Genomic DNA, 13,060 nt, shown 5'->3' on the forward strand with positions numbered 1-13,060 from the left:
TTGTTATTGTTGTTGTTGTTCCCGCCCCTGCCGTTGTTGTTGTTATTGTTGTTGTTGTTGTTCACCCGCCCACTCTTCTTACCGGAGCGGTTGGACTTGTTGCTCTTGCCGGAGCGCCGGTTGTTCGAGCCGCCGTTGTCGTTCGGGGTAGCCGTTGCGTGGGTTCCCGTGGGTGCCGGAGCGGCGAAGGCGTCCGGCGACAGTGCTGCTCCTCCCGCAACCAGAGCGGCCGATGCGGCTATGACGGCCGCGCGCTTCGTATACCTGTTCGACATGGTGATTCCTTTTCGGGGGAGAATGGACTCTCTACCGATTCGCAGTCCGATTCGTTGCGGAAGGCGCTCTTCGCGGAATGTGCCGCAATGCGGTTCCTGAGAGTGTCGGATCCGCCATCCGTTCATTTCGATGGCCTGTTCAGGCACCCTGAACACCCCGGCCGCTTTGCCCTCCGGACTGCTGCGACTCTGGACTCGCTGCCAGGGTCATCCCGGAGGCGTGGGTACGCGGCACGTTCAGCGCGGACCGGTTGGAGCCGCGAATCCGGAGACCCGGGGTCTGAGACTCTCCGGCAAGCATCGCTTGTGGCAGTCGGGGGCACATCGGGTGAACACCCCAAGTTCCACGCCGGCACACCCCACCTCCCACGCCGGCACACCCCACATCACACTCCGGGCTTCCCCACACCCGGTCACCGGTCGACCGGCTTGATCGGTCTTGGATCTTTTGCGCGGCTCCGGTCGCCGAGGGAAACTGCTGGTGATGGACCTGCTAGAGCGAGAGGCTGTTCTCCAGGACCTCGCCGGCCACCTGAAGGCTGCTGTGAGCGGCCCTGGATGCCTGGCCCTCGTACGCGGTGAGGCGGGCGTCGGCAAGACCACCGTCGTCCACCGTCTCGCCCAGTTGGCCGACCCCCACGTTCGGGTCCTGATCGGCGCCTGCGACCCGCTGGCCACACCGCGCCCCCTGGGTCCTCTGCTGGACCTGGCGCCGCGCTTGGGCCGTGCGGTGCGCACCGCTCTGGCGGGCGCGCTGACCGGTACCTGCCGTTACGACGAGGTCTTCGACTGCCTGCTCACCGACCTGGGCGCCACCCCCAGCCTGCTGGTCGTGGAGGACGTCCACTGGGCCGATGAGGCCACGATGGACCTGCTGCGTTACCTGGCCCGGCGCGTGCCGAGCGTTCCGGTACTGGTGCTTGCCACCTACCGCGACGACGAGATCGGCCGCACGCACGACCTGACCGCTCTCCTCGGCACCCTGGCCGGCTTTCCGTGGGTGTACCGCCACGACCTGGCTCCGTTGAGCCGCCGGGCCGTCGCCCGGCTGGCCACCGGACACCCGGTCGACGCCGAGCAGCTGTATCACGTCTCCGCCGGCAACCCGTTCATCGTCACCGAGATCCTCGCTGCCCCCGCCGAGTCCATCCCGGCCGCGGTGCGCGAGGCCGTGGCCGGCCGCCTGGCCGGTCTGTCGGCCGCGGCGCGCTTGGTCGTCGACGTGCTGGCCGTTCTCGGGCGGCGGGTGTCGCTGCCGCTGCTGTCCAACATCGTGCCGGCCCCGGAGGAGGCCCTCGATGAGGCCGTGGCCTGCGGGATCGTGCGCACCGACGGACAGTTGGGCTGCTTCCGCCACGAGCTGACCCGGCAGGCGGTGCTGGAGGCCGTACCCGCCGCGTCCCGTCTGCGGGTTCACCGGCAGGTGCTGGCCGCGATGCGGTCCGGCCCGGTGGCCGCGGACGATCTGGCGCTGCTGGCCGATCAGGCCGAGGGCGCCCAGGATCCGGCCGCTGTACTGGAGTACGCGCCCGCGGCGGCCGCCCACGCCGCGGCGCTGGGCGAACACCGGGAGGCCGCCGCCCAGTACGCCCGCGCTCTGCGGTACGCCGACCGTCTGCCACCCGATCAGCGGACCACGCTGCTGGAAGGCCATTCGCAGGCCTGTCTCCTGTCCGGCCACCTGGACGAGGGGGTGGCCTCTCGCCGTACGGCGGTGACGTTGCGTCGCGCGCTGGGCGACCGGCTGGGCGAAGGGGAGAACCTGCGCTGGCTGTCGTGCTGGCTGTGGCCGTCCGGGCGGAGCGCCGAGGCCCGGAAGACCGGCCTGGATGCGGTGCGGGTGCTCGAAGAGCTGACGCCGAGCCGGGAGCTGGCCAGGGCGTACCTGAACCTCTGCCAGCTGGCCTGCTACGGGCACGAGGGAGTGGCGGTGACCGCCACCCACGCCGAGAACGCGATCGCTCTGGGGGAGCGTTTCGGCGATGCGGGCGCGGTCGCCCAGGCGCGCTTCCACGCCGCGGCGGCACTGCTGCTGAGCGAAGGGTGTGGCTGGGAGAACTGCGAGCAGGCGGTGTCCAACGCGATGGCGCGCCACTTGCCGCTGGACGCCGGTTTCATGGCGCTCATCATGTGCTGGCTGGCCGCGCTCCAGCGTGATGCCGTCCGGACCACTGCGGCCGTGAACCGGGCGGAGGCCTATTGCCTCGATCGCGATCTGCTGTCCTACCTGATGTGCGTGCGGGCCTGGGGGAGTTGGGGGCTGCTGAACCGGGGCTCGTGGGCCCAGGCCGCCGACACGGCGCAGAAGGTGCTGTCCCGTCCCGGTTCACCGCCGGTCGTAGGGGCCGTGGCCCTGACCGCCCTGGGCCTGGTGCGGGCCCGGCAGGGCAGGCCCCAGGTGTGGCCGCTGCTGGACCAGGCGGCGAGCCTGGTCGACTCCGGCTGTCTGGTGGACACGGGCCTGGGGTGGGAGGCCCGGGTCGAGGCGGCCTGGCTGGCCGATGATCACGAGTTGGTGCGGACCGAGGCACAACGCGGTCTGGACGCGTTGGCGAACCGCACCCATCCCTGGCTGTCCGGGTCCCTGGCCTGCTGGATCCGCCGCGCGGGAGGAGCGCCCCTGCGGGTGCCGGCGGCCGAGCCCTTTGCGCTCGAACTGGCCGGCGACTGGGCCGGCGCCGCGGCACGCTGGGACAGGCTCGGCTGCCCGTACGACGCCGCGCTGGCCCGCATGTCCGGCGACGCCCCGGCGCTGCGCCAGGCGCTGGCGGCCTTCGAGTCCCTCGGCGCCCGGCCGGCCGTGGCTCGCACGCGCGCCTTGATGCGCAGCCGGGGGGTCCGTCCGATCCGGCGTGGCCCGCGGGCGGCCACTCGCGCCAATCCGTACGGGCTGACCAACCGGGAGATGGACGTCCTGAAGCTGCTGGACGAAGGCCTGTCGGACGCCGAGATCGCGGACCGCCTCTACATCAGCCCGAAGACCGCCGGGCATCACGTCGGCGCGATACTGACCAAACTCGGTGTCCACACCCGCCACGAAGCGACCCGCAGACTCCACTCCGAGCGCGGGTAGCGCTCCGCGAGGGACGGCGGTCTCAGGTCTGGTTGCAGTTGATGTTCTGGTTGCCGGTGAAGGTGTTGCGGTGGCCGACCTGCCCGATGGGGTAGCAGACCTGAACCAGTGACCTGATGCCCAGGAAACCCAGGAGTCCACCGCCGCCCTGATTCTGGACGCCGCCGAATACGTTGTTGTTGTTATTGTTGTTGTTGGCGGCGGCTCCGTCACCGTTGTTGTTGTTATTGTTGTTGTTATTCACGCCACCGGTATTGTTGTTCGTGTTGTTGTTGGTGTTGTTCCGCGTGTCGCCGGAGTCACCCTGTCCCATCCCATAAGGGACCTGAACCAGTGACGGCTGACCCAGCAGCGACAGAATTCCCCCGCTGCCCTGAGCCTGAGCGCCGCCGGCGCTGACGACAACCGCTGTGATCGCGGCGGCGCTGATCGCGGCGAACCGCCTGGTGAGCTTCACTCGACCGACCTTTCCTCGTCCCTGATGCCGAATGCCGGACCTCAGTGGAAAGGATGGCGACGGCGGGCGTCGAACAATGACCGGCCACGCTGCGGCGCCCGCGTTTTCCCCCGTACAGCCTCAGAAGCCCGCTCTCACCGGTATCCGCCTGCCATCTTCTCGAGGCGGGCGATGCGCTCCGCCATCGGCGGGTGCGTGGAGAACATCTTCGACAGTCCCTGGCCCGGGCGGAACGGGTTGGCGATCATCATGTGGCTCGCCGTCTCGATCCGGGGCTCGGGCGGGAGCGGCAGTTGCCGGGTGCCGATCTCCAGCTTGCGCAGGGCGCTTGCGAGGGCGAGCGGATCCCCGGTGAGCTGCGCGCCCGAGGCGTCCGCCTCGTACTCGCGCGAGCGGCTGATGGCCAGCTGGATCAGGGTGGCGGCGAGCGGGCCGAGGATCATGATCAGGAGCAAGCCGATCAGGCCGGGACCGTCGTCGTCGTCCGAGCGGCCGACCGGGATGAGCCAGGCGAAGTTCACCAGGAACATGATCACCGACGCGAGTGCGCCCGCCACCGAGGAGATGAGGATGTCACGGTTGTAGACGTGGCTCAGCTCATGGCCGATGACGCCGCGCAGCTCGCGCTCGTCCAGCAGGCGCATGATGCCCTCCGTGCAGCACACGGCCGCGTTGCGCGGATTGCGGCCGGTCGCGAAGGCGTTGGGGGCCTCCGTCGGGGAGATGTACAGCCGGGGCATGGGCTGGCGGGCCTGCGTGGACAGCTCGCGCACCATCCGGTACAGCCCCGGGGCCTCGAACTCGCTCACCGGGCGGGCGCGCATCGCGCGCAGGGCCAGCTTGTCGCTGTTCCAGTACGCGTACGCGTTCGTGCCGAGGGCGACCAGGACCGCCACGATCAGTCCGGTGCGGCCGAAGAAGCTGCCGATGACGATGATGAGTGCGGACAGTCCCCCGAGGAGTACTGCGGTCCTGAGCCCGTTGTGCCGGCGGTGCACGGTACGCCCTCCAAGTGGTGCGGCAGGGAACCCTTCGGTCCAGTGGACCCTCCCGTTGTGGTCAACGCCAGGCGGCAGTCACGAGTTCCCTGGTGGACACCGCCGTACGCGGCGCCCGTACGGGTGACGTGCCCCGTCCGGCCACGCGCGCGTGGCAGTTCGCGTGCCCGTACGCGCGCGTGCCGAGCCCTCAGAACAGTCCGGTGGCCGCGAACCGCAGGACCAGCTGGGGCGCTCCCGACAGGGCGACGCCGACGACCCCGGTGAGGGCGAGGGCGGCCGTGAGGGGGGCCGGGACGCGGTGCCGGGCGGACTCCCCCTCGGGCGCACGGAACAGCAGGGCCGTCCACTGGAGGTAGTAGAAGAGAGCGATCACCACGTTGACGGCCATGACGACGGCGAGCCAGCCCAGTCCCGCGTCGACGGCGGCGGAGAACACGGTGACCTTGGCGAACAGGCCGATGACGCCCGGCGGCAGCCCGGCCAGGCACAGCAGGAAGAACGCCAGCAGGAGGGCCGTGAGCGGATTCGTGGCGTACAAGCCCCGGTAGTCGCTGATCCGGTTCTGGGCCCTGCGACGGCCCACCACGGCGGCCACCGCGAAGGCGCCGAGGTTCACGGCGCCGTACATCAGGGCGTACGCGACCGTGGAACCGATCGCCTTCCGGGCGTCCTCGGCGTATCCGGCGGCGGCGATCGGCACCAGCAGGTAGCCGGCCTGGCCGACGGAGGACCAGGCGAGCAGCCGTACGGCGCTGTACGCGCGCGTGGCCTGCTGGCGCAGGGCGCCGACGTTGCCGACGGTCATGGTGAGGGCGGCCAGCACGGCGAGCGCCGGCCCCCATACGTCGGCGTACGACGGGAAGGCGACGACGGTGACGAGGATCAGGCCGGAGAAGCCGACCGCCTTGCCGACGACCGACAGATAGGCGGCGACGGGCAGCGGCGCGCCCACGTAGGTGTCGGGCACCCAGAAGTGGAAGGGTACGGCGGCCGTCTTGAAGGCGAAGCCGACGAGGGTGAGGACCACGCCGGCCTGGGCGAGCGTGTGCAGTTGCCCGCCGACGTGCGGGAGAAGCTGGGCGACCTGGGTGAGGTAGAGGGTGCCGGTGGAGCCGTAGACGAAGCTGACACCCATCAGGCTGACCGCGGTGGCGGTGACCGAGGACAGGAAGAACTTCAGGGCCGCCTCGGAGGAGCGCTTGTCGCCGTGCCGGATGCCGACGAGCGCGAAGGCGGGCAGCGAGGCGACCTCCAGGGCGACGATCAACGTGGCCAGGTCGCGGGCTGCGGGCAGCAGTGCGGCGCCTGCCGCGGAGGACAGCAGCAGGAACCAGAACTCCCCCGCCGGGACCCGCCGCCGCTCGTCGTCGAGGTTCGTGACGGACAGCAGCGCCGCCAGCAGGGCGCCGCCGAGGACGAGGAACTGGATGACGACGGCGAAGTGGTCGGCCGTGTAGCTGCACGCGCGCGCGGGGCCGGCCAGGCAGAAGGTGTTGCGGTCGCCCTCCAGGAGGGGCAGCAGCATCAGCGCGGCCACGGCCAGTCCGGCGACCGAGACCCAGCCGAGGACGGCCTTGCGGGGCTCGGGCAGGAACAGGTCGGCGACGAGGACGACGAGCGCCACGGCGGCGGCGATCGTGGGCGGGGCGATGGCGAGCCAGTCGACGGACTGGACCGCCGAGGCGGCCAGCGGCTGGGCCAGGGCGCTCATCGGGTGCCTCCTGCGAGGAGCTGGTGCACGGCCGGGTCGGTCAGGCCGAGCAGGGCGCGCGGCCACAGTCCGGCGACGACGGTGAGGGCGGCGAGCGGGGTCCAGGCGGCGAACTCGTACCCGTGGACGTCGGCGAGCTTCGGCAGCTCCCGCTCCGCGCCGCCCATGCAGACCCGGCGGACGACGATCAGCATGTACGCGGCCGTGAGCAGGGTGCCGAACGCGCCGATGGCCATGAAGGTGAGGTAGGCCGGGCGGCTGAGGTCGGCGGCGGGCCGGAACGACCCGAACAGGGCGAGCATCTCGCCCCAGAACCCGGCGAGTCCCGGCAGGCCGAGCGAGGCGACCGCGCCGAAGGCGAGCAGCCCGCCGAGCCGTGGCGCCGTGCCGTACAGGGCGGCGCCCGTCTCCTCGGCGAGGGCGTCGAGGTCGGTGGTGCCGGTGCGGTCCTTCAGCCCGCCGACCAGGAAGAAGAGCAGGCCGGTGATGAGGCCGTGGGCGATGTTGGCGAACAGCGCGCCGTTGACGCCGGTCGGGGTCATGGTGGCGATGCCCAGCAGGACGAATCCCATGTGGCCGACGGAGGAGTAGGCGATCAGGCGCTTGAGGTCGCCCTTCGCGCCCCGCTTGGCCAGGGCCAGGCAGGCCAGGGACCCGTAGACGATCCCGACCACCGCGAACGCGGCGAGGTAGGGGGCGAAGGTGTGGAAGCCGTGCGGCGCGATCGGCAGCAGGATGCGGACGAACCCGTACGTGCCCATCTTCAGCAGAACACCGGCCAGCAGCACCGAGCCGACGGTCGGCGCGGCGGTGTGCGCGTCCGGCAGCCAGCTGTGCAGCGGCCACATCGGCGACTTCACCGCGAGCCCGACACCGATCGCCAGAACGGCGATGACCTGCACGGATGCGGTCAGCGACCGGCCGTTGTCAGTGGCGAGTGCCACCATGTCGAAGGTGCCCGCCTTGAGGCCGACCAGGAGCAGGCCCAGCAGCATGACGACGGAGCCGAGCAGCGTGAACAGGATGAACTTCCACGCGGCCCGGGTCCGCCCCTCGCCGCCCCAGCGGGCGATGAGGAAGTACATCGGGATGAGCACCGTCTCGAACGCGAGGAAGAACAGCAGCAGGTCGAGGACGGCGAAGGTCGCGAGGGTGCCGGACTCGAGCAGGAGCAGCAGGGCGACGAACGCCTTCGGGGACCCGCCCGCGGGCGGGTTGAAGTAGGAGTACAGCGCGCACAGGAAGGTCAGCAGCGCGGTCAGGACCAGAAGGGGGAGGGAGATGCCGTCGATGCCGAGGTGGATGCGCACGTCGAGTGCGGGGATCCAGCTGATGTCGGTCGTGGCCTGCATCTTCGACGGCTGGTCGTGGTCGAAGCCGAGCGCGAGGGCGATCGCGGCGATGAGGATCACGCCGGTCACGGTCACGCCGTGCCGCAGCACGGCCTGCTCGGGCGACTTCCCCCTCAGCCCCGGTGGAGCCGGGAGGAGGGCGGCGACGGCGCCGAGGAGCGGGCCGACGACGACGAATGCCAGAAGGAACTGCATCACGGACTCGTTGATATCGATCACGCCTGCTCACGCTCCCGTGGCGACGAGGACGACGGCGACCACCAGGACGACGGTGCCGGCGAGCAGCGCGCTCACATAGGTCTGCACATTGCCGGTCTGGGCGCGCCGCACGGCGGCCCCGAGCAGCCGGGGCAGGCCGGCCGCGCCTTGGACGTAGGTCTCGACGACCTCGCGGTCGAGGAAGCGCACGAGGCTCGCTCCGGCCTGGACCGGGCGGACGAACAGCGCCGTGTACACGGCGTCCAGGTGGAAGCCCTCGGCCGCGCGCCGGTGCAGCGGGCCGAGCAGCACCCGTGCGGGGTCCGCCGGGTCGGGCGCGTAGGCGATGTCGCCGTAGGCCGGTTCGTGCGTGGCGATGGCCTCGGCCTCGACCAGGCCGGCGTCGGCCTCGGGGTGGGCGGCGACCGCGCCGAGCGGCGCCTGGGCGGCGAGTCGGGTGGTGCGCTGCCAGGTGCCGTAGGTGAGCAGACCGCCGACCAGGGCGAGGCCCGTGCCGAGGACGGACGTGAGCAGGGTCGGGGTCAGGTCGCGGCCGTCGAACCAGCCGGGCAGCGCGCGGTAGGCGAGCCCGCCGAAGGCCAGGGACGGGACGGCGAGGACCCAGAGCACCACGGTCATGGTCATGGGCTGGCGGCCGTGGTCGGGGGCCTCGGCGCCCCTGCCGCGGAAGGCCAACAGCCACAGCCGCGTCGCGTACGCGGCGGTCAGCAGGGCCGTGACCAGACCGGCGACGAGGACGATCCAGCCGGCCGCGCCGGGCACGTGCGCGGTGTGCCCGTCGGCGGCGCTCTCGGCGGCCGCCAGGACGGACTCCTTGGAGAAGAAGCCGCTGAACGGCGGGATCGCGGCGAGCGCGAGGAGCGCCACGGTCATCGTCCAGTAGGCGTCCGGGATGCGGTCGCGCAGGCCGTGCAGGCGGGACATGGTGGCCAGCGAGTTGGTGCCGGCGGCGTGGATGATCACGCCGGCCGCGAGGAAGAGCAGCGCCTTGAAGGCGCCGTGCGACAGGAGGTGGAAGACGGCGGCTCCGCGGTCGCCGACGGCGAGGGCGCCGGTCATGTAGCCGAGCTGGCCGATCGTCGAATAGGCGAGCACGCGTTTGATGTCGTCCTGGGCGAGCGCGGCCAGACCCGAGCCGGTCATGGTGACGGCGGCCATGACGGCCAGGACCAGCATCGTTGCCTGTGAGGCCTCGAACACCGGAAGGAGGCGGGCGATGAAGTAGACACCGGCGGCGACCATGGTCGCGGCGTGGATGAGCGCCGAGACGGGGGTCGGGCCCGCCATCGCGTCCGGGAGCCAGGTGTGCAGCGGGAACTGCGCCGACTTGCCGGCCACGCCCGCGAGCAGCAGCAGGGCGATCACCGTCGGGTGGTGCAGGTGGCCGCTCGCGACGGCGCCGAGCACCCGCGTGATGCGGAACGACCCGGCGGCGGTGCCGAGGGCGAACAGGCCGATGAGGAACGGCACATCGCCGAGCTTGGTCACCAGGAAGGCCTTCAGGGAGGCCGCGCGGGCCTCGGGGGTCTCCCAGTAGTGGCCGACCAGGAAGTAGGAGCAGATGCCCATGACCTCCCAGCCGACCAGCAGCACGATCAGGTCGCCGGAGTAGACGACCAGCAGCATCGCGGAGGTGAACAGGGAGACGAGGGCGGCGTAGGAGGGGTACCGCGGGTCGTCGCGCAGGTAGCCCGTGGAGTAGATCTGCACGCAGGCCGCGACGAAGGCGACCAGGATGCCGACCAGCGCGGCGAAGCCGTTGATGCCGAGGGCCAGGTCGATCGGCACCGAGCCGGTGGGCGTCAGCTCCGCGTGGGCCTCCACGGCCGGGCCGCCGCCCTGGCGTACGGCGACGAACGCGGCCAGGACCAGCGAGGCCAGCGTGGGCAGCACGGCGATCGGACGGACGAAGCCGGGGGCGGTGCGGCCGAGCAGCAGTCCGGCCACGGCGGCCAGGAACGGCAGCAGGGGGACGAGGGCGGCGAGGGCGGTCGTGGTCACGCGGTGGCCTCGGTGTTCTCGGCCGCGGAGGCGCCCGGGCCCGCGGTCTCCGGGCCCTCGGCGGTGTCGCGGAGCTTGTCGATGTCGGCGGTGCCGCGGTTGCGGTGGACGGCGAGCACGATCGCCAGGCCGATGCCGATCTCGGCAGCGGCGATGGCGATGGTGAAGAGGGTCAGCGCCTGGCCGGAGTGCAGGGTGTCCCGGGCGGCGCGGCTGAGCCAGGCGTCGAAGGCGACGAGGTTGAGGTTGACGGCGTTGAGCATCAGCTCGACCGACATCAACACCAGGATCGCGTTGCGGCGGGCGAGGACGCCGTACAGGCCGGTGCAGAACAGGAGGGCGGAGAGGACGGCGGGATAGGCGAGGTGCATCAGCGGGCGCCTTCCTTCTCGCCGTGGACGCCGAGGGCGGCGGGAGCACTCCGGCCTGCGTCCGCCTTGGCCTTGCGGGACAGGACGATCGCGCCGACCAGCGCCGCGAGGAGCAGGACGGACAGCGCCTCGAAGGGCAGCACCCAGTAGCGGAACAGGCTGGCGCCGGTGACGCGGGTGGTGCCGGAGGCCGGTCCGCTCAGGTCGATCCAGGTCGTGCGGAAGGCGTCGACGACCACCCACACCAGGGCGACGGCGGCGGCGACCGCGACGGTCAGCGCGACCCAGCGGTTGCCGGAGTCGGCGTCCGGGGAACGGCCGATGGGCGCCTTGGTGAGCATCAGCCCGAACAGCAGGAGGACGACGACGGAACCGACATAGATGAGGACCTGCACCCAGGCGATGAACTCGGCCGTGAGGAGCAGGTACTCCACGGCGAGGCCACCGAGTGCGACCACCAGCCACAGGGCGGCGTGCACCAGTTGCCGGGTGGTGACGGTGACCAGCGCGGCGCCGAAGGTGACCAGGCCGACCAGGAGAAAGGCGATCTCGACGCCGCTCGGGGACAGGAAGCCGGGGTGGGCCGCGGCCAGGCCCATGGTGGGGGCGGTGCTCACGAGTCGCCCTCCCCCGACTCCGCCTGGGCGGCGGCCAGCTTCTCGGCGGTCTTGCGGGCGGCGGCGATCTCCTTCGGCTCCTCCGCGCCGGGGTCGAGGGCGGGCGGGGCCGGCACGGTCCACATCCACTCGCGGAGCTTGTCGCGCTCATGGGTGAGGTCGCGGATGTCGGTCTCGGCGTACTCGAACTCCGGGGACCAGAACAGCGCGTCGAAAGGACAGACCTCGATGCAGATGCCGCAGTACATGCACAGGGCGAAGTCGATCGCGAACCGGTCGAGGACGTTGCGGCTGCGCTCGCGCCCGCCGGGGGCAGCGGGCGGGACCGTCTCCTTGTGGGAGTCGATGTAGATGCACCAGTCCGGGCACTCACGGGCGCACAGCATGCAGACGGTGCAGTTCTCCTCGAACAGGCCGATCACGCCACGGGTGCGGGGCGGCAGTTCGGGCAGGGCGTCCGGGTACTGCTCGGTGACCGTCTTCCTCGTCATCGTGCGCAGGGTGACGGCCAGGCCCTTGGCCAGGCCGCTGCCGGGAAAGGACGAGCGGGGCCGCCCCGAGGGCGTCGTCGAGGGGTGGCGGTCGGGTGACGGGCGGGACATCAGGAGATCACCACCTTGACGATGCCGGTGAAGGCGATCTGGGCGAGGGAGAGGGGGACGAGGAGGGTCCAGGAGAGCTTCTGGAGCTGGTCCTCGCGCAGCCGCGGGTAGGTCACGCGGAGCCAGATGACGACGAAGGCGAGGACGGCGGTCTTCAGCAGGGTCCACAGCCAGCCGAGGCCGTCGGTGCCCCACGGTCCGTGCCAGCCGCCCAGGAAGAGGACGGTGGTCAGGCCGCACAGGACGACGATGCCGGCGTACTCGGCGAGCAGGAACAGGGCGAAACGCAGGCCCGTGTACTCGGTGTACGCGCCGAAGATGATCTCCGAGTCGGCGACGGGCATGTCGAACGGCGGGCGCTGCAGCTCGGCGAGCCCGGCGACGAAGAAGACGACCGCGCCGACGATCTGCCACGGCACCCACCACCAGTGGAAGGCGTGCAGGATGCCCGGCAGGGACACCGTGCCGGCCGCCATCGCGACGGAGGCCGCGGCCAGGAGCATCGGGAGCTCGTAGGCCAGCAGCTGGGCGGCCGTGCGCAGGCCGCCCAGCAGGGAGAACTTGTTCGCGCTGGCCCAGCCCGCCATGAGCGAGCCGAGCACGCCGACGCCCATCACCGCGAGCACGAAGAACACGCCGGCGTCCAGGACCTGGCCGACGGCGCCCGCGCTCGGGCCGATCGGCACGGCGAGCAGGACGAGGAGGTACGGCAGCAGTGCCACGGCCGGGGCGAGCTGGAAGACGCGGCGGTCGGCGCCCGCCGGGACCACGTCCTCCTTCTGCGCGAACTTCACGCCGTCGGCGATCAGCTGGGCCCAGCCGTGGAAGCCGCCCGCGTACATCGGGCCCAGCCGGCCCTGCATGTGGGCCATCACCTTGTGCTCGGTCTGGCCCACGATCAACGGGAAGGTGAGGAAGACGACGAACACGGCCAGGAGCCGCAGGGCGACGTCCAGCGCGCCGTTCACTGCGGGCCTCCCGTGGGGTCGTCGGGGGTACGGGGGTCTTCTTCGGGGTCACCGGGCGCACCGGATCGACGCGGGTGGCGGTCCTCGGGTCGGCGCGGCTCGCCTGGTTCGGCGGACTCCCCGGGCTCTCCGGGCTCCACCGTCTCCCCGGGTTCCCCGGGCACCTCAACGCGCGGCCCGGGCTCACCGGACTCCCCGGGCTCCACCGTCTCCCCGGGTTCCCCGGGCACCTCAACGCGCGGCCCGGGCTCACCGGACTCCCCGGGCTCCACCGTCTCCCCGGGCTCCCCGGGCACCTCAACGCGCGGCCCGGGCTCCGGTTCCGGCTCGTCGAAGGCTGGGCGGGCGTGGTGCCAGGGCGCGTCCGAGCTGCGCGGGACCGCGCTCCGGCGGGCGGCTGGGCCGGTGCCGCC

General features: G+C 71.6%; 11 protein-coding genes. 1 reads left to right on the top strand and 10 read right to left on the bottom strand.

Translation table 11 applies throughout. The features are described 5' to 3' along the window. A partial coding sequence (locus ACLU3S_RS31620) for a hypothetical protein (RefSeq protein ID WP_413955405.1) occupies window positions 1–275 on the bottom strand: 275 nt, incomplete at its 3' end. 484 nt (window positions 276–759) lie between these two features. Here ACLU3S_RS31620 and ACLU3S_RS31625 point away from each other — a divergent pair. Continuing rightward, window positions 760–3,348: a helix-turn-helix transcriptional regulator gene (locus ACLU3S_RS31625; RefSeq protein ID WP_413955406.1), complete on the top strand. Its 2,589-nt coding sequence runs from the start codon at window positions 760–762 to the stop codon at window positions 3,346–3,348. Between the two features lie 22 nt (window positions 3,349–3,370). Here ACLU3S_RS31625 and ACLU3S_RS31630 read toward each other — a convergent pair whose 3' ends face one another. From ACLU3S_RS31630 to ACLU3S_RS31670, 9 genes are all read right to left on the bottom strand, one after another. Beyond that, window positions 3,371–3,805: a hypothetical protein gene (locus ACLU3S_RS31630; RefSeq protein WP_413955407.1), complete on the bottom strand. Its 435-nt coding sequence runs from the start codon at window positions 3,803–3,805 to the stop codon at window positions 3,371–3,373. Between the two features lie 134 nt (window positions 3,806–3,939). Beyond that, the gene (htpX, locus tag ACLU3S_RS31635) at window positions 3,940–4,803 is read right to left on the bottom strand and encodes a zinc metalloprotease HtpX (protein ID WP_413955408.1); all 864 of its coding nucleotides are present in this window, start codon (window positions 4,801–4,803) and stop codon (window positions 3,940–3,942) included. Window positions 4,804–4,993: 190 nt separating this feature from the next. After that, entirely contained in the window at window positions 4,994–6,517 is a 1,524-nt protein-coding gene (locus ACLU3S_RS31640) for an NADH-quinone oxidoreductase subunit N (RefSeq protein WP_413955409.1), read from the bottom strand. Next, entirely contained in the window at window positions 6,514–8,088 is a 1,575-nt protein-coding gene (locus ACLU3S_RS31645) for an NADH-quinone oxidoreductase subunit M (protein ID WP_413955410.1), read from the bottom strand. Before ACLU3S_RS31645 ends, ACLU3S_RS31640 begins: the two co-directional genes overlap by 4 nt. Before the next feature lie 6 nt (window positions 8,089–8,094). Continuing rightward, a complete protein-coding gene (locus tag ACLU3S_RS31650) occupies window positions 8,095–10,089 on the bottom strand; it encodes an NADH-quinone oxidoreductase subunit L (protein WP_413955411.1) in 1,995 nt (664 codons plus the stop codon). Next, entirely contained in the window at window positions 10,086–10,460 is a 375-nt protein-coding gene (nuoK, locus tag ACLU3S_RS31655; protein WP_413955412.1) for an NADH-quinone oxidoreductase subunit NuoK, read from the bottom strand. The genes ACLU3S_RS31650 and nuoK overlap by 4 nt, the downstream gene beginning before the upstream one ends. Next, window positions 10,460–11,059 (bottom strand): NADH-quinone oxidoreductase subunit J, encoded by a 600-nt coding sequence (locus ACLU3S_RS31660; protein WP_413955414.1) that lies wholly within the window; start codon window positions 11,057–11,059, stop codon window positions 10,460–10,462. The genes nuoK and ACLU3S_RS31660 overlap by 1 nt, the downstream gene beginning before the upstream one ends. Window positions 11,060–11,073: 14 nt before the next feature. Continuing rightward, window positions 11,074–11,568, bottom strand: coding sequence for a 4Fe-4S binding protein (locus tag ACLU3S_RS31665; RefSeq protein WP_413955415.1), 495 nt, complete (start codon window positions 11,566–11,568; stop codon window positions 11,074–11,076). Window positions 11,569–11,678: 110 nt separating this feature from the next. Then, window positions 11,679–12,647, bottom strand: a complete 969-nt coding sequence (locus ACLU3S_RS31670) for a complex I subunit 1/NuoH family protein (protein WP_413955413.1) — start codon at window positions 12,645–12,647, stop codon at window positions 11,679–11,681. Window positions 12,648–13,060 lie beyond the last annotated feature (413 nt).

The sequence above is a fragment of the Streptomyces sp. AF1A genome (genome assembly GCF_047340315.1).
Taxonomy (GTDB): Bacteria; Actinomycetota; Actinomycetes; order Streptomycetales; family Streptomycetaceae; genus Streptomyces.